14 protein-coding genes are annotated in these 16,436 nt (G+C 59.6%); 3 read left to right on the forward strand and 11 right to left on the reverse strand.

The window, feature by feature from the left end; genetic code table 11:
- Positions 1-61: 61 nt before the first annotated feature.
- From cybH to HMPREF3130_RS09120, 5 genes are all read right to left on the reverse strand, one after another.
- A complete protein-coding gene (cybH, locus tag HMPREF3130_RS09100) occupies positions 62-1,318 on the reverse strand; it encodes a Ni/Fe-hydrogenase, b-type cytochrome subunit (protein WP_246815142.1) in 1,257 nt (418 codons plus the stop codon).
- 23 nt (positions 1,319-1,341) lie between these two features.
- Positions 1,342-3,090, reverse strand: a complete 1,749-nt coding sequence (locus tag HMPREF3130_RS09105; RefSeq protein ID WP_070429803.1) for a nickel-dependent hydrogenase large subunit — start codon at positions 3,088-3,090, stop codon at positions 1,342-1,344.
- Positions 3,091-3,101: 11 nt separating this feature from the next.
- The gene (locus HMPREF3130_RS09110) at positions 3,102-4,340 is read right to left on the reverse strand and encodes a hydrogenase small subunit (protein ID WP_070429804.1); all 1,239 of its coding nucleotides are present in this window, start codon (positions 4,338-4,340) and stop codon (positions 3,102-3,104) included.
- Between the two features lie 330 nt (positions 4,341-4,670).
- On the reverse strand, positions 4,671-5,483 hold the full coding sequence (gene hypB / locus HMPREF3130_RS09115; RefSeq protein WP_070429805.1) for a hydrogenase nickel incorporation protein HypB: 813 nt from the start codon (positions 5,481-5,483) through the stop codon (positions 4,671-4,673).
- 16 nt (positions 5,484-5,499) lie between these two features.
- The gene (locus HMPREF3130_RS09120; RefSeq protein WP_239272405.1) at positions 5,500-5,817 is read right to left on the reverse strand and encodes a hydrogenase maturation nickel metallochaperone HypA; all 318 of its coding nucleotides are present in this window, start codon (positions 5,815-5,817) and stop codon (positions 5,500-5,502) included.
- A gap of 76 nt (positions 5,818-5,893) precedes the next feature.
- On the opposite strand from HMPREF3130_RS09120, the gene hypF reads away from it, so the two are divergent.
- The gene (gene hypF / locus HMPREF3130_RS09125; RefSeq protein ID WP_083276373.1) at positions 5,894-8,284 is read left to right on the forward strand and encodes a carbamoyltransferase HypF; all 2,391 of its coding nucleotides are present in this window, start codon (positions 5,894-5,896) and stop codon (positions 8,282-8,284) included.
- On the opposite strand, the gene hypE is transcribed toward hypF, so the two are convergent.
- Entirely contained in the window at positions 8,281-9,423 is a 1,143-nt protein-coding gene (hypE, locus tag HMPREF3130_RS09130) for a hydrogenase expression/formation protein HypE (RefSeq protein WP_070429807.1), read from the reverse strand. The genes hypF and hypE overlap by 4 nt on opposite strands.
- A gap of 123 nt (positions 9,424-9,546) precedes the next feature.
- Between hypE and HMPREF3130_RS09135 the strand changes: the two genes are divergently transcribed.
- Both HMPREF3130_RS09135 and hypD read left to right on the forward strand, forming a co-directional pair.
- On the forward strand, positions 9,547-9,816 hold the full coding sequence (locus tag HMPREF3130_RS09135) for a HypC/HybG/HupF family hydrogenase formation chaperone (RefSeq protein WP_016422179.1): 270 nt from the start codon (positions 9,547-9,549) through the stop codon (positions 9,814-9,816).
- Between the two features lie 17 nt (positions 9,817-9,833).
- The gene (gene hypD / locus HMPREF3130_RS09140) at positions 9,834-10,985 is read left to right on the forward strand and encodes a hydrogenase formation protein HypD (RefSeq protein WP_070429808.1); all 1,152 of its coding nucleotides are present in this window, start codon (positions 9,834-9,836) and stop codon (positions 10,983-10,985) included.
- Here the strand turns inward: hypD and HMPREF3130_RS09145 are convergent, their stop codons facing one another.
- The 5 genes from HMPREF3130_RS09145 to HMPREF3130_RS09165 all read right to left on the reverse strand — a co-directional run bounded on the left by HMPREF3130_RS09145 (position 10,986) and on the right by HMPREF3130_RS09165 (position 16,430).
- Positions 10,986-11,849, reverse strand: coding sequence for an HpcH/HpaI aldolase/citrate lyase family protein (locus HMPREF3130_RS09145; protein ID WP_016422177.1), 864 nt, complete (start codon positions 11,847-11,849; stop codon positions 10,986-10,988).
- Positions 11,850-11,982: 133 nt separating this feature from the next.
- The gene (locus HMPREF3130_RS09150) at positions 11,983-13,191 is read right to left on the reverse strand and encodes an acetyl-CoA C-acetyltransferase (protein ID WP_038627863.1); all 1,209 of its coding nucleotides are present in this window, start codon (positions 13,189-13,191) and stop codon (positions 11,983-11,985) included.
- 58 nt (positions 13,192-13,249) lie between these two features.
- Positions 13,250-13,918: a CoA transferase subunit B gene (locus HMPREF3130_RS09155; protein ID WP_070429809.1), complete on the reverse strand. Its 669-nt coding sequence runs from the start codon at positions 13,916-13,918 to the stop codon at positions 13,250-13,252.
- Positions 13,919-14,671 carry a CoA transferase subunit A gene (locus HMPREF3130_RS09160; protein ID WP_048731622.1) on the reverse strand — a complete coding sequence of 251 codons (753 nt, stop codon included), beginning with the start codon at positions 14,669-14,671 and terminating at the stop codon, positions 13,919-13,921.
- A 4-nt stretch (positions 14,672-14,675) separates the two neighbouring features.
- Positions 14,676-16,430, reverse strand: a complete 1,755-nt coding sequence (locus HMPREF3130_RS09165; RefSeq protein WP_016422174.1) for an AMP-binding protein — start codon at positions 16,428-16,430, stop codon at positions 14,676-14,678.
- Between the last annotated feature and the right edge of the window lie 6 nt (positions 16,431-16,436).

Genomic DNA, 16,436 nt, shown 5'->3' on the forward strand with positions numbered 1-16,436 from the left:
CGGGGTTCCAGTATCGGCGCCGGTGACTGCGTCGGACGCCTTATCGTTACCCAATGATCTCCTATCCAATGCGTGGAGAGTCAACCGGTTGCGTGCCGCGCGGTAGCCAGACAGAGCCACCAATCATCGAGGACAGACCACCGTGATTGTGCACCGCATCGGAGCGGATGACCAGGTAAACGTGAATGACGGCGAAGAGCCAAATCAAGTACATGATGATTGTGTGAATCAGGCGGAAGTAACCGATGCCAATCCAGTGCGTGGGCATAGCCAACAGCTGGAAGAACCAGTTGGACTGATCCATCATCGCGTATAGCGACAAACCTGTGAGCATCTGGATGAAACACATCGCATAAATGCCGGTGTACGCCAGCTGCTGCAGCGGATTGTGAGCGAAGTAGAACGGCCCTTCCTTGCGCAGGAAGAGGTAGTACTGCATCGTGTGCCAGAGGTCTTTAACATCCTGCTTGTTATAAATCGGCCATAGCGCACGCCATCGGGTTTGTCGGTCGTGGGTAACAAACAACAGAATGACACGCCACAGCCCCACCGCAATCCATAGGAATCCTGCTAAGAAGTGCGCGAAACGGACATATCCCATCGCGAATCCCGCCGCCGAACCGTCATAAGTACGCTCGGTCAAATAGGGCTGCATGATGTACCAGCCGGTAAAGGTCATCACCAGCATCAGCGCCAGGTTCAACCAATGTTGAACGCGCAGCGCCCATCCCCACAGGTGAACCTCAACCCACGAACCGGAGCCCTTCTTGTTCTCCGCAATGGCCTCGTCAAGTTTCCGCAGCCCCATTGCCACGAATCCTTCGAAGATGAACTCTCCGATGATATTTCCGTCTTTGTCAATGGGAGCAAGTGCGACACCCATGCTGCGATGACCGCGGCCATGGTGCATGTTCGCGTTACGCCGAAGTAGAACGCCTTCCTCACGGGACATTGTGGAAGCCTCAACGACCGCATTCAATTCACCGCGCATGATGGCGACATCGACCGTTTGATCCGCAATGTTGAGACCGTGCACCTTGGCGATGGAGTAACGGCGATCCGGAGTGGCCGGGTCGTAGGAATCCGGAGTTAGTTTCATCAGTGGCGTGCCGTCGAGGTGGAAAAGATCGTCGCGACGACGACGCAAGCTGACCTTCAGCGCAAGGTCGACAGGATCGCGGGACTCGTCCGGGACAATTGCTGCGGCCTGAATGACCTCAGATGGCGACAACCAGTGGCTGGTGTGGGCGTCAATAACCGCAATAACCAGGGGGTTGCCCTTGGAATCCTTTAGTCGCAGTTCCGGATTTTCACTCACTGAGGGGGTTATGCCATCGGATGTCATGCCGTCGTCACCTTAAACACCTCCTGACCAGACGGATCCAAAACATGGACTGCGCAGGCCATACATGGGTCGAAGGAATGAATCGTGCGAAGTGGCTCAAGCGGCTGCTCAGGATCGACCAGCGGATGTGTGCCATCGCCAGCCAGCGCGTGCTCGTACGGGCCAAGCTGCCCCTTGGGGTCACGGCCACCGGCCAGCCACGTGGTAGGAACCACGGCTTGGTAGTTGGTCACCTTGCCATTTTCGATTTTGACCCAGTGGCTGAGCATGCCACGAGCGACCTCGAGAAAGCCCACGCCCTGGCACTTTTCCGGCCACGAGGACGGCTCCCAACGGCTGTTGTCGAAGACATCAATATCGCCATTCTTCAAGGCCGCAACGAACTCTGGGAAAATGTGATCTGCCAAGTAATTGGCGGTAGTCACAGATTCCACGGCACGAGCGTAGGTGCGTCCCGCAGTGGAGTTCATCTGCTCAATGCGCAGGTCGAGCTTGTCCATAACCTCGTCGACCAGGCGCACCGTCTCCGACTCCTTCTGCAGGTACGCCAACAGCACACGTGCAACCGGGCCAACTTGAACAGCGCGACCGTCGTAACGCGGCGCCTTCGACCAGGTGTACTTTTCATTGTCGGACAGCCACTCGTACGGCGGTTTCGGTCCGGTGTAGTTCACTGTGGTTTCACCGTCGTACGGCTTGAGGCCGACATCGTCGCCCGCTTCCTGCTTGTACCAGGCGGAGTTAATGAATTCCTCAATCTTCTCCGGCTGGAATGGGTGGAGCTTGGTGTAATCACCGTCGAGAATGACACCGGGCTTGATATTTGGATGCACGGTCTGGACACGGGACTTAGCCGGGTCGCCGGAGTAAGTGGCGCCAGCCATGCCGACCGCCAGGAAGCTGTCGGAGGAGCGACCGATGTCGAAGTAATCCTTGTAAACGCTCATGATGGCGACTGCATCTGGGTAGAAGCAGTCATTGACGAACTCCACGATCTCATCGATCCAGGACTTGATCTGGTCAATGCCGACTTGGTTGACCGTCTCCGAGCGTTCCGGGTCTATGGAGCACGCCATACCTCCGACCAGGAAGTTCGGGTGGGGATTCTTACCGCCAAATACGGTGTTAATGCGGATGATAGAGCGCTGGAAAGCCAAGGCGTCGAGGTAGTGCGACACTGCCATCAGGTTGGCCTCGGGCGGCAAGCGGTAGTCCTCATGCCCCCAGTAGCCGCCGGTGAAGATGGACAGCTGGCCGGAGTCCACAATGCCCTGCACAGTGTCCTTGACTCGGGCGAAGGTTTCTTCGTTATTGCCCTTCCACGTCGAGCCGATCGACTGCGCGAACTCAACGGTCTTCTTCGGATCTGCCTCGAGAGCCTTCGTGACATCAATCCAGTCCAACCCGTGAAGATGGTAGAAGTGCACGACGTGGTCGTGAATCTCCTGCGAGCCAATCACCAGGTCGCGAATACGACGTGCCTGCGGGGGCGGTGTCGAGCCAATGGCATCTTCGACCGCAGCAATAGATGCCACCGAGTGGGTACCCGTGCACACACCACAGATACGACCAACGAACGCCCAGACATCGCGAGGATCGCGGTTTTTCACAATGGTTTCGATGCCGCGGAACTGAGTGGTCTCACTCCACGCGGTTTTAATCTGCTCTCCCTCGCGTTCCAGCTCAATGCGAAGGTGTCCCTCGATTCGGGTAATCGGGTCAATTACAACTTTTTCCGTAGCCATGTCCTATGCCCTTAGTTGTCCTTCGAATCGGATGCTGTCTCACTCTGCGTGCCCGGTGAGTTTGAAGGAAGGTCGACCGTCGGAGGCTTCCGGCCTTCCACACCACCAAACGCAGCCAACACCTTTTCTTCGCCGTTGGAGCGCCTTATCTTCAGTTCCTTCACCAATGTGAGTCCGCCATGGACCGCGGTACCCGCAGCAGTAGCAGCCAGCAGTCCAACGCCGACCTTGTTCACACTGGACTCCACTCCAATACCCGGGATACCCGGCAGCTTGTCATAGAACGGAGTGAACTGGTCGAAGAAGTCCTTCTCAGTACAGCCAATACATGGGTGACCAGCACCGATTGGCCAGCCAGACTTGAGGTTCCACTGCACGATTGGACATGGGCTAAACGTGGATGGCCCCTTACAGCCGACCTCGTAAAGGCACCAGCCGTTGCGTGCACCCTCGTCATCGAAGGTTTTCACGAACTGACCGGCATCATAATGTGCGCGGCGCGGACAGGAGTCGTGAATACGCTGGTCGTAGGCAAACTTTGGCCGCCCCTCAGCGTCAACCTCCGGAGTCTTGCCATAAGTGAGCACGTACGTCAGAGTGGCCGTAATAACCTCACCAATCGGCGGGCAACCAGAGACGTTAATCACCGGCTTGTCCTTGATAATCTCATCGACGCCCTTAGCGCCGGTCGGATTCGGCTTAGCGGCCTGAACAGAACCCCAGACAGCACAGGCACCAACGGCCAGGATTGCCGTGGCCTTCTCAGCAGCCTCGAGCAGCACCTGTTCTGCCGACTTACCGCCGATGGTGCAATACGCACCGTGCTCGCCGGTCGGGATCGAGCCATTGACCACCAGAATGTGGTCCTCGGCATTCATGTCATCCAAAGCCTTTTCGGCCGCATGCCCGGACGGCGCCATGAGCAGCTCGTTATAGTCCATCGAAACTAAGTTCAGCACCACGTCTTCAGCAGTAGTGCCTCCGGAACGCAATACGGATTCCATACATCCGGTGCACTCCTGCAATTGCAACCAAGCCACCTTCGGCTTCTTTACAGCTGAGAGCTTGTCTGCGATTTCCTCCGCCGAGGGAGTCAGCGACTGCGCCGCGGCCTCACCGACATTCGGAGTTCCCGCGGCAAAAATTGCCGCCATGGTGCCACAAAACTTCATGAAACTGCGCCGTGAGACACCAGCTCTAGCGAGGTTGTCGCCGAGGGTGCCTTCCTGCCAATTCGCGCCACTAATCATTTTTTTTCGCTGCGCCTTCTGCTTAGTTATTAGGAATATTGGTTTCGAGGTTTTACAACTACCCAGGCCCATTGCCTATACATGGCCAAGTATAGCGACCTAAGAACAACCTGAATAATGGCGCTGCGCTGCGGTTATAACAAAATAATATGCAAGATAACTGTTGCGTAAATATAGCTCCAGGTACAGGGAATGAACGTGAAAAACCGCCGCAGATTACAGCGGGATATCACCTATCCCCCACTAAGGTGGAGCGAAACGAGGGGGGGAGCGGGACCGTCGTCAAGCATGCCGTAATGCCCCCCATTGCTTCATGCCCCCGGCGCGCGCTTAATCAACCAGCGCAGGGTTGACCCAACGGAGCCATTCGTCGATGCCCTCCCCGGTCTTAGCGGAGACCTCAATCACCTTCACCCCTGGATTGACCTTTTCCAGGTTGGCGCGGAAGAGCTCCCTGTCGAAGTCAAGGTACGGGGCAAGATCCATCTTGTTGATAACCACTACCTGCACAGAGCGGAACATCACCGGATACTTGACCGGCTTATCCTCACCTTCAGTAATGGAGTAGACCATTGCCTTGCGAGTCTCACCGACCTCAAACTCAGCCGGACAGACGAGGTTTCCCACATTTTCAATCATGACCAGGTCAAGCGTGTCCAGATCCAGCCCCTCGAGTGCGCGGGAAACCATGGGGGCGTCCAAGTGGCATTCGCCACCGAATCCGTTGCCCGTGTTCAGCAGCGAAATCTGTGCCCCGTAGCCCTCCAGGCGATCGGCATCGAGGGCCGTCTCAATATCGCCCTCGATAATGCCGACGCGCAGCTTGCCCTGCGCAGCCACCAGTGTCTTCTCCAACAGCGCGGTCTTGCCTGAACCCGGGGAGCTCATCAGATTGATGGCCTCAACACCATGTTCGGCAAGCAGCTCGCGATTATGCTCCGCGCGGTGGTCGTTCTCGCTGAAGATGTCCTCGAGGATGGTCACGCGTTCCACACCAGTTTCATAACCCGAGTGGTCGCCGTGGCTGGTGTCATTGGGGTCGGCGAGATGAACGTGGTCATGGCCGTGGTGGTGGTCATGGTCGTGGTCATGATGATGGTGGTGGTGTGCATCATCGCCATCGTGCCGGTGGAAACGTCCCATGATTAAACCGTCTTTCCTACTTGTGCGCGTCGACGTCGATGTCGACGATTGTGAACTCTTCCCCCGAGATTACGCGTCCGGGCTCTCCGCACGTGGGGCACAGCAGACCGTCGAGTGGCCCGACCTGTTCGCGATGGCCGTGCGCGCATTCGACAACGGCAGGCACCCAGTCGATCTCCAACTCCGCGTGCCCCAAACCGGTATCGCGACTGACGAAATCCCACGCGTATGAAAGGGTTTCTGGAACAACCTGACGCAGAGCGCCTATCCGCAGGTGCACAGTGCGTACAGTTCGACCTTCGGCTGCTCTCGTGACAACCTTCGCCAACTGCATGCTCAACGCTACTTCGTGCACAATCTCCAAAGTAGCAGTGCGAACGGACCCGAGTCGCTTACGTAAAGTTGAACGCATGGAAAAGGCAGGCACGACCGGGGCGGGGATGGGCACGGGCATTCAACGCATTCGCTGGCGTATCGAAGGAATCGTCCAGGGGGTCGGATTCCGCCCTTTTGTGGCCACCATCGCCCGGCGCGCGGGTCTCGTCGGCTTCTGCGGCAATGATGAGCAAGGCGTATTCATCGAGGTAGAAGGCGCGTCGGACGCCCTCGCTGCCTTCCGCAGCCAGCTTTTCACCGAACTGCCGGCGCTTGCCCGCATCATCAATCACTCCGCCGAGCACATCGCTGCGCTGGGCCATGAGCGCGAGTTCACCATCGTGTCCTCTCGCCACAGCTACCCCGGCCGCGCGCTGCTTCCGCCCGACACCGCACTGTGCCCGGACTGCCGCCGTGAGTTTTTCGACCCTACCAACCCGCGCTACCTCTACCCTTTCATTTCTTGCACCAACTGCGGGCCGCGTCTGTCCATCATCACTGAACTGCCCTACGACCGCCCGCGCACCACTATGGCGGCCTTTCCGATGTGCACCCCGTGTGAGCGCGAATACACCGACCCGACCGATCGCCGCTATCACGCCCAGCCAATCAGCTGTTTCGACTGCGGACCGCATCTGAGCTGGCACGATGCAGGCGGCACCATCACCGCTACCTCCCGCGAGGAGGTTCTCGCACTCTTTCGTCGCGCACACGCGCTGCTTGACGACGGCGCCCTGCTCGCCGTCAAAGGTATTGGTGGTTTTCACCTGGTCTGCGATGCCGCCAACGACGCTGCCTGCGAGAAACTACGGATGCGCAAGCGTCGACCCGACAAACCGCTGGCGGTAATGGCTCCCACTGTTGACACCGCTGCCCAACTGGTTGAGTTAACTGAGCAGGAGAAGCGTTTCCTCGACTCCTCTGAGGCACCGATTGTGATTGCACCGAAGCAGCGGTCGGGGCCGCTTTCCGATCTCATCGCCCCTGGCCTCGACAGCTTCGGCATTATGCTTCCATACTCAGGCATTCACCTGTTGCTTTGCGATCGCCCGCTCGTGGTCACCAGCGGCAACCTCAGTGGCGAGCCCGTGTGCACCGACAATGCCGACGCGCTGAAGAAGCTCGGTCACATCGCCGACGCTTTCATCCTCCACGACCGCGAAATCCACGTCCCCGTTGAAGATTCGGTTTTCATCGGCACCGCCCCATCGCGCCGGTCCCGTGGCTTCGCTCCCATCCCCGTTTCAATCACGGCCACCGATTCTCGTAGCCACACGGGCACTAGCACCGGCACCAGCGCCCGTAGTACGTCGCAACCCACCATTTTCGCGACTGGCGGGGAGCTGAAGAACACTTTCGCGATCGCGCATGGGGACCTCGTTCACGTCTCCGCACACATTGGTGACATGGGTTCGTGGGCCAGTCAGAAGGCCTACCAGAGAGCAGTTGATCAGCTCCTTTCCATGCGTGACGCGACCCCGGATTTTGTCGTCTGCGACCTTCACCCGGGCTCCGCCACTACCGCCTTCGCCGAATGCTTCGCTGCCGAGCACGACATCGAGCTGCTCTCGGTTCAACACCACTTCGCCCACGCGCTCTCCCTACTCGCCGAACACCGCCTCCTTTCCCCCAGTGCCGGTCACGCAGTCGTCGCTACCCTCGACGGCACCGGCTATGGCACTGATGGTTCCATCTGGGGCGGCGAGATCCTCACGCTCAGTCGAGATTCCGCAGGCTGGGAACGCACCTGGCACTGCCCCTCTTTCCCATTGGTAGGCGGCGATCGTGCCGTCACGCATCCGTGGCGGCTAGCCCTCGGTCTCGCGCACGAGTGGGAGCTTGACGACGACCGTCTCCTACGCAACCTCTCCAACGAACACGAAGTAGCCCTGGTCAAAAGCCAGCTGGCGACGGGAATTGGCACCGTGCAAACTTCGTCTCTAGGCCGCATATTCGATGCCGCCGCAGCTCTGCTGCTGCCTCGCTGGCGCGGTGGCGCGGCCATCAGCTACGAGGCGCAAGCGGCCATGGAGTTGGAGGCAGTGGCGACTCGCTACGTGAGGTCACATGCGGAAGCGCTCGGAGCGATCAGTTCAGAGACGAAGCCGGTGCCCCTCCAGGACGTCATTCGAGAGGCGGCAGCATCGCCTGACGCTGAGCAGGCCGCATTCTTGTTTCACAGTGGGGTTGCGGGCGTCGTCGGCAAGCGATTGGTGCAGGCGGCGGAGGAAGCTGGAACCGATGTTGTCGGTGTCAGCGGGGGTTGCGCGAACAATGCGCTGTTGATGGAGTTGCTGCAGCGCGAAGTTACAGCTGAGGGCTTTACTCTGTTGCAGCATCAAATCGTGCCGCCGGGCGATGGCGGCTTGAGTCTTGGCCAGGCGGTGGCCGGTCGCCTGCTGGCGGCAACCGGCATGGATGTCTAGCAGATGCGCGGCAGCGGGTCGCCGACCAACATGTCCACCATGCGGGTGCCACCGAATCCGGTGACCAGCACCACGGAAGCGGCGGGCTCGTCCTCGATGGAGCCGATATCACGAGCCTCGGAAGCCCCGGCTGCGTGGAGCGCACTGAGCGCTGCCTCGGATTGCTCAGCCGGGACAACGGCGACGAAGGTGCCTTCATTGGCGACGTAGAGCGGATCGATGCCGAGCATGTCACAGGCGCCACGGGTCATTTCACGAACCGCAATGGATTCGTCGTCAAGCACGACACCAAAACCGGTGCCACGGGCGAGCTCGTTGGCGACCGTGCCGAGGCCGCCGCGGGTGGCATCGCGCATCCAGCGAGTGCCGGGTGCAGCTTCAAGTAGCGCTTCGACCAGACCGTTGACTGCGCGGGTATCGGTCTCGATAGGCGCGGCCAGAGCCAAGTCGCCGCGGGCGAGCATGACGGCCATGCCGTGATCGGCGATTGGCCCGGAGACGAGGATGCGGTCTCCGGCCTCGATGTTTGCGTAGACAGATCCTTCCGTAGCGGCACCTGCGTAGTCGCCGCGGACCGCGCCCACCCCGGCCGTGGTGATGTAGACCTGGTCACCTGCGCCCTTCGGCACAACCTTGGTGTCGCCGGCGACGATGCTCACCCCTGCGGCATCGGCAGCGGTGCGCATACTCGCCACGATGCGACGGAGAGTCGCGATCTCCAGCCCCTCTTCCAGGATGAACGATGCGGTCAGCGCCAGCGGCCTGGCTCCGGCTACCGCCAGATCGTTGATCGTGCCGTTGACGGCCAAATCGCCGATGTTGCCGCCCGGGAACTCGATGGGATTGACCACGTAGGAGTCAGTGGACATTGCCAAACGCGCCCCGCCATGTGCAGAAGCTGTCGCAGCCTTGACGACGGCATCGGCAGCGAAGAGCCCGGAGTCGCCACCCTGCCCTAAAATTTCATTGCCATAGGCATCGAAAAAGACCTGTTCAACCAGAGCTGCGGATGCCTTTCCGCCGGAGCCGTGTTGCAGGGTGACGTAGTCGTCGAGAAGCCTGAACGGACGTGCCCGAACGCGACCAATATTGGTGTTTACCTTGGCTTCGTTGGTGTTCAGACGATTCTTCGGCTGCATGCTCACTATCCCTAACTTCACAGCTGCTGGCGGACAAAACTGCTTGCGTCACTCGTCCTTCGAAAACGAGGCTCGCTGCTCCTGATGGTAGTCTCGATAAGTATTGCAAACGAGGAGAAGCGTATGTGTCTTGGTGTCCCCGCCGTCATCACGGAAGTCCACGATGCTGCCCGTGCAACAGTGGAAATTGGTGGCGTCGCACGCATGATTTCCACCGATTTACTTATTGACGAGAGCCTCACCGCCGGTGATTGGGTTCTCGTACATGTCGGTTTCGCCATGAGCAAGATCGACGAGGAAGAGGCCAGGCTCTCGCTCCAGCAAATCAAACAGCTAGGTGGCGACGCTTACGAGGATGAGCTGGAATCCTTCTCATCGTCACAGATCAACTAAGGGGGCTGGACGGCACCATGAAATACGTTGACGAATTCCGCGATCCCGCCGCTGCGAAGAAGCTGCTCGCACGCATCGAACGCGAGGCCACCAAGCTGGAAAAGCCCATCGCACTGATGGAAGTCTGTGGCGGGCACACGCACACCATTTACCGCTACGGCTTGGAAAACCTCCTACCGGAGAGCATCGAGCTGATTCACGGACCCGGCTGCCCCGTCTGTGTCATCCCCATGGGGCGCGTCGACGATGCCATCTGGCTGGCACAGCAGGAAGACGTCATTTTCACGACCTTCGGCGACATGATGCGTGTTCCGGGGTCCGAAACGTCGCTGATGCAGGCACGTGCGCGCGGCGCCAATGTGCGCTTTGTCTACTCGCCTCTCGACGCGCTGAAGATTGCCACCGATAACCCCGATAAGCAGGTCGTTTTCTTCGCCGTCGGGTTTGAGACAACCGCCCCGTCGACTGCCGTGACCGTTGAGGCCGCGCGCCGGCAGGGGGTGGAAAACTTCTCCGTATTTTCCAACCACGTACTCATCGAGCCGCCACTGCGCGCCATCGTCAACGGCGGCGAAACCAAGGTCGATGGTTTCATCGGCCCAGGTCACGTGGCTACAACCACCGGCACGGACGCCTTTGAGTTCCTGCCGCGCGAGTTTAATCTGCCAGTGGCGGTCACCGGTTTTGAGCCATTGGATGTGCTCCAGGCCGTCGTCATGCTGCTGGATCAATTCGTCAGCGGCGACGTTGCTGCCGGTAAGTCGCGGGTGGACAACCAGTACGCGCGCGTCGTTCGCTCCTCCGGCAACACCACCGCGCAGAAACTTATGGACCGCGTCTTTTCTCTCCGCGACACCTTCGAGTGGCGTGGCCTCGGCTGGATTGAAAACTCCGGCCTCGGCATCTCTGAGGAATACGCGGCATTCGACGCCGAGCGTCGTTTCCAGGTGCCGGGGCGCCGTATCCCAGATCCCGTGACCTGCGAATGCGGTTCTGTGCTCACCGGCCACATCAAGCCCTGGCAGTGCGCGGTCTTCGGCACTGCCTGCACCCCGGCGACCCCCATCGGCACCTGCATGGTCTCCCCCGAAGGCGCTTGTGCGGCGTACTACAACTTCGGCCGCATCGATCGGAAGGTCACCGAGAACCTGGCGAAATCTCGCCGCTAGTTACTCCGTAATTCCCGCTCGCGCGAGCGCTGCCACGGCTTGCTTTACGACGGGCGCGTCAATCATTTCACCATCGAGCTGGAAGGCGCCGGTATGCGTTCCAGCGTGCTTGACAATCTCCCGGGCGCGGGCCAGCGTTGCGTCCGACGGCTTGTATGCCTTACGCACCGGTGGCACCATCGCCGGGTGAATACAGGCAGTAGCCAGGAATCCGCACCCCACTGCGTCGAGTGCCTCGAGATACTGGCCACGCTCATCCCGGAAATCAGCGTGAATGGCATCAATGGCGGCAATGCCCGCTGCAGCTGCATGGACCTGAACAAGTGCTCGCGCCAGACGCTGCGGGTCTCGGTAGTGGCGACGTGGGTTTTCATCCACACTCTGCCGCGAGGACACCCCGCCGAGTTCGGCGGTCAGGTCTTCGGCACCCCAGAACAGACCCACAACGTCCGGGTGCGTGGCAATCTGCTGGATATTAATCATGGCCTGCGGGGTTTCAATCATCGCGATGATCTTCAACCCCTCGAGCTCTGCGGGGATGGAGTCTCGAATCTTGGGCACCATGACGATGTCGTAATCACATGCACGGGCAAAGGCGACATCCTCCGCGAAGGTCGGAGTCCCGGGACCGGTGATCCGAAGAATAGTCGTCTCCGGGTCGAGCGGATTGTTGATGATGTTCGCACGTGCCTGCTCGTGATTGTCAACGGCAGCGCCGTCTTCCAGGTCAATGATGACCATGTCCGATCGTTCAGCAGCTTTCTGGAAACGTTCCGGACGGTCAGCCGGGGCGAAGAGTAGCGCCGGGCCAGAGGGAAGCCAAGGGAAGGTCTGTTCACCATCGAGGGAGCTAAAGCCTGTCATAGCTCCTAACCTAATTGAAAACTCGAATCACCTTCGCGCAGGGGCTCCCCCAGGAGACAACAAAACCCGCGTTGTGGCATCCATAGAGTGGAAACCACAACGCGGGCTTGCTGAGTTTTTCAGCCTTTCGCGATTAGTCGCGGTACAGCAGCAGCGCATCGCCCTGACCGCCGCCACCGCACAGGGACACACCAGCGCGACCCGAACCGCGACGGTTCAGCTCCATCGCAGCGGTCAGAGTCAGGCGGGCACCAGAGCAGCCAATCGGATGGCCGAGGGCAATCGCGCCACCGTGGATGTTGGTCTTCTCCAGCGGGTAGTCCAGCTCACGCAGGGACTTGACGGCCACCGCACCAAATGCCTCGTTGATCTCGATGAAGTCGAGCTCCTGCGCGTCCCACTCAGCGCGACGCAGGGCCTCCTTCAAAGAGTCCGCAGGCTGAGCGTGCAGGGAGTTATCCGGACCTGCGGTCTGGCCAGCCTTGCCCACAACTGCGAGGTAGTCCAGTCCGTGCTTTTCTGCGTAAGCACGCGATGCCAGCACAACTGCTGCGGCACCGTCGGAAATCGGCGAGGAGTTACCGGCAGTGATGGTGCCGTTTTCCTTCAGGAAGACCGGGCGCAGCTTAGCCAGGGTCTCCACCGTGGTCTCCGGGCGAATGCCCTGGTCGGTGTCGACAACTACCGGGTCACCCTTGCGCTGCGGAATCTCGATTGGAGCGATTTCCTGCGCGAAAATACCGTCTTCCTGCGCCTTAGCCGCACGCTGGTGAGAAGCGGCCGCAACCTCGTCCTGCTGCTCGCGGCTAATGCCGAGGTCGCTGTTCGGACCGTCGGTAAGCGTACCCATGGACACACCATCGAAGGAGTCGACCAGACCGTCGCGCTCCAAGGTGTCCTCCAGCTTCAGCGCACCGAAGGACTTCCCCTGACGAACACCGCGTGCAACGTGCGGAGCGTGCGTCATGGACTCCTGACCACCTGCAACAACGACGTCTGCGTCACCGAGACGAATCAGGCGAGCGGCGTGAATGACCGCGTTTAGGCCCGAGAGGCAGACTTTGTTAACGATCTCAGCGGTCGTATTCCATGGCAGACCTGCCTTAATGGCGACCTGTCGGGCCGGGTTCTGGCCAGCACCTGCGAGAATCACCTGGCCCAGAACGACGTGCTGAACCTCTTCCGGGGCAACGCCGGAACGCTGGACAGCGTGCTTGACAGCATGTGCGCCGAGTTCGACGGAAGTAAGCGGTGCCAGCTGGCCGAGCAGCTTGCCCTGCGGGGTGCGGGCACCGGCGAGGATAACGACATCATTCGGGCTGGGAGCTGGAAGGTTACTCATGGATGGATTCTCCTAAGTCAAATCTGATGAGTGTGGACTGACCATGATTGCTGCGTATTTAATTCTCGAGGTCAACCACGTATGCGGCTTCGGTGTTGGCCTCGATATCGGCTAGCGTCACCCCAGGTGCCAGCCTGCGTAGCACCAGGTGATCATCAGCGACATCGAAGCTTCCCAGGTTGCTAATAATCCTTTTCACTACTTTTGCACCTGTGAGGGGCAGTTCGCAGGTTTTTACCAATTTTGGTTTGCCATCTTTGGAAACGTGATCGGTCAAAACCACCACTCGAGGGGTACCAGCGACTAAGTCCATCGCGCCGCCCATGCCCTTTACCATCTTTCCCGGAATCATCCAGTTGGCCAGGTCACCGCACTGGCTAACCTCCATTGCACCCAACACGGCCATTTTCACAGCACCGCCGCGAATCATGCCGAAGCTGGTGGCGGAGTCGAAGATTGCCGCGCCCGGCACCAATGTCACGGTCTGCTTACCCGCATTGATAAGGTCGGCGTCCTCTTCACCTTCATATGGGAAGGCGCCCATTCCCAAAATTCCGTTTTCACTCTGCAGCAGAACACGCACACCTTCGGGAATATGGTTTGCCACCAGTGTCGGAATGCCGATACCCAGATTCACATAGTCGCCATCGCGCAGCTCTTCGGCGGCCTGCTGTGCCATCTCATCACGGCTCCAGCCCTTGTCCATAATTGTCTTCGCAGGTGCCATTTAAATCTCCTCCCCTGCTGCCGCGTCACCGGCATCGTGGCTGGAATCGGTATTGCGTGGCCGAGTTGTGCGCTTTTCAATGAGCTTCTCGCGGCCGTCACCGCGGACGATGTGCTGGATATGCACACCCGGAGTCATCACCAGATCCGGGTCGATCTCACCGCGGCCAAGCAAGTGCTCCACCTCCGCAACGGTCACCCTGCCGGATGCTGCACACAGTGGGTTGAAGTTCTGCGCGGTCCGGCGATAGACAAGGTTGCCGTCGATATCGCCGTGGTAGGCGTGCACCAGGCCAATGTCGGCAACGATGCCACGCTCCTGCACGTAGGTCTGCCCGTCGAAGTCGGCGTGGGGCTTGCCCTCTGCAACGAGCGTGCCGACGCCGGTTGCGGTGTAGAACGCCGGAATACCTGCGCCTCCTGCGCGAAGCCGCTCAGCCAGCGTTCCCTGAGGGGTGAACTCCACCTCGATTTCTCCTTCGAGGTACTGGCGAGCAAACTCCTTGTTCTCGCCGACGTAGGAGGCCACTACCTTTGCCACCTGCTTGTTCTCCAGCAGAATGCCGAGCCCAGTACCGTCAATGCCCATGTTGTTGGACACGATGGTGAGGTCTTTTGCCCCGGAGTCGCGCACGCCCTCGATGAGGGTATATGGCACACCGCAAAGGCCGAAACCGCCGACTGCCAGGGTCATTCCATCAGTGACGAGGCCTGCGACAAGCTCGCGACCGGTCTGATCAGTTGTTTTTGACATTGTTCTACACCCAGCCCAGGATTCGCGGAGCCATCTCACGCATCTCAACCTTGCGAACCTTGCCCGACGCGGTCATCGGAAACTCCTCGACGACGTGGACGTAGCGCGGAATCTTGTGACGCGACAGCTTGCCGTGGGCAAAGGCCGCCACGTCCTCAGCGGTGAGGTCTTCCACATCGTCGTGCAGAATTACCCATGCCATGATTTCTTCGCCATACTTGTCATCCGGCACGCCGATGACCTGTGCATCGACAACAGCCGGGTGAGTGAACAGGAACTCTTCAATCTCGCGCGGGTAGATGTTCTCACCACCGCGGATGAGCATGTCCTTGATACGTCCGGTGATGGACAGGTAGCCCTCGTCGTCAAGCACACCCAAGTCGCCGGTGTGCATCCAGCCGTCGGCGTCGATGGCCTCGGCAGTCTTTTCCGGGTGCTCCCAGTACTCCTTCATCACGGAGTATCCACGGACGACGACCTCGCCCTGTTCACCTCGTGGTAGGGTCTCGCCGGTTTCTTCACAGATGATGCGGGCTTCCAGGTGCGGCATGATCTGCCCGACGGTGTTGACGCGCTTTTCCAGCGGGGAATCCGCGCGGGTCTGGAAGGACACCGGCGAAGTCTCGGTCATGCCGTAACAGATGGCAATCTCACGCATATTGAGCTTGTCCATCACATCACGCATGGTCTTCGACGGGCACGAGGTACCTGCCATCACACCTGTGCGCAGCAGCGACAGGTCGTAAGGGGAGCCGTATTCCTCCTGGTCGTGGGCTTCTTCAAGCTCATTGATGAACATCGTCGGCACGCCGTAGAGGCTAGTGGCCTTAGCCGAGTGCACAGCCTTGAGAGTTTCGCGCGCCTTAAACGACGGCGCTGGAATGACAATGGCGGCACCGTGGGTGAAGGCGGCGAAGGTGCCGATCACCATGCCGAAGGTGTGGAAGAACGGCACCGGCACACAGATGCGGTCGGCCTCGGTGTAGCCCAACAGCTCACCGATGAAGTAACCATTGTTCAGCAGGTTGCGGTGCGTCAGCGTAGCGCCCTTGGGAAAGCCTGTCGTGCCCGAGGTGAACTGGATGTTGATCGGATCATCCGGCTTCAGCTGGGAGGTGTACTCGCTCAGGTCATCGATTTCGCTGTGCATGTGCTCGTACCACTCGGAGGAGCCGAAGTAGATGACCTTGTCCAGGCGCACACCGCGCTGCTTGGAGGCCTCGATCAGCATGGTTCGGTAATCGGAGTCCTTGTAGCGGCGGGCGGCAAACACCATACGCACACCTGCCTTTTCCAACACGTAGTTCAGCTCGTGCTGGCGGTAAGCCGGGTTGATGTTGACCAGCACCAGGCCGATGTGGTGGCAGGCGTACTGCACCACGGTCCACTCCCAGCGGTTGGTGGACCAAATGCCGATACGATCTCCTGGACGGTAGCCCTCACGGATGAAAGCGCTGGCCAGACGCAGAACTCGGTTGTAGAAACGCTCAAAGGTAAAGGAGACATCCGCGTAGACGTCAACGACGGCGTCGCGGGACGGGAATTTCTCCACAATCGCACGCAGGTTCTCACCGAGAGTCTCATCGCGAAGTGGAGCGGCACCTTGCTCGACACCGGCGCCGAACACGTGGCTCATCTTGTTGCCATCAGCATCGACAACATCCTTGCCGTATGGTGCCGGCACAGTGGTGAAGCCCTCCGGCAGCTTCGAAGGATCAGCAGTGCGCTGTTCTGCGTGGTTCTTCAATGTCGCGGTCATGGGGAG

The organism is Corynebacterium sp. HMSC14B06, assembly GCF_001807075.1.
GTDB lineage: Bacteria > Actinomycetota > Actinomycetes > Mycobacteriales > Mycobacteriaceae > Corynebacterium > Corynebacterium jeikeium_D.

What these genes read in the sequence shown, in the direction of transcription:
- HMPREF3130_RS09105 (WP_070429803.1), bottom strand. Translation starts at nt 3,090, where the DNA reads ATGGCTACGGAAAAAGTTGTAATTGACCCGATTACCCGAATCGAGGGA.
- HMPREF3130_RS09110 (WP_070429804.1), bottom strand. Translation starts at nt 4,340, where the DNA reads ATGATTAGTGGCGCGAATTGGCAGGAAGGCACCCTCGGCGACAACCTC.
- hypB (WP_070429805.1), bottom strand. Translation starts at nt 5,483, where the DNA reads ATGGGACGTTTCCACCGGCACGATGGCGATGATGCACACCACCACCAT.
- HMPREF3130_RS09120 (WP_239272405.1), bottom strand. Translation starts at nt 5,817, where the DNA reads ATGCAGTTGGCGAAGGTTGTCACGAGAGCAGCCGAAGGTCGAACTGTA.
- hypF (WP_083276373.1), top strand. Translation starts at nt 5,894, where the DNA reads ATGGAAAAGGCAGGCACGACCGGGGCGGGGATGGGCACGGGCATTCAA.
- hypE (WP_070429807.1), bottom strand. Translation starts at nt 9,423, where the DNA reads ATGCAGCCGAAGAATCGTCTGAACACCAACGAAGCCAAGGTAAACACC.
- HMPREF3130_RS09135 (WP_016422179.1), top strand. Translation starts at nt 9,547, where the DNA reads ATGTGTCTTGGTGTCCCCGCCGTCATCACGGAAGTCCACGATGCTGCC.
- hypD (WP_070429808.1), top strand. Translation starts at nt 9,834, where the DNA reads ATGAAATACGTTGACGAATTCCGCGATCCCGCCGCTGCGAAGAAGCTG.
- HMPREF3130_RS09145 (WP_016422177.1), bottom strand. Translation starts at nt 11,849, where the DNA reads ATGACAGGCTTTAGCTCCCTCGATGGTGAACAGACCTTCCCTTGGCTT.
- HMPREF3130_RS09150 (WP_038627863.1), bottom strand. Translation starts at nt 13,191, where the DNA reads ATGAGTAACCTTCCAGCTCCCAGCCCGAATGATGTCGTTATCCTCGCC.
- HMPREF3130_RS09155 (WP_070429809.1), bottom strand. Translation starts at nt 13,918, where the DNA reads ATGGCACCTGCGAAGACAATTATGGACAAGGGCTGGAGCCGTGATGAG.
- HMPREF3130_RS09160 (WP_048731622.1), bottom strand. Translation starts at nt 14,671, where the DNA reads ATGTCAAAAACAACTGATCAGACCGGTCGCGAGCTTGTCGCAGGCCTC.
- HMPREF3130_RS09165 (WP_016422174.1), bottom strand. Translation starts at nt 16,430, where the DNA reads ATGACCGCGACATTGAAGAACCACGCAGAACAGCGCACTGCTGATCCT.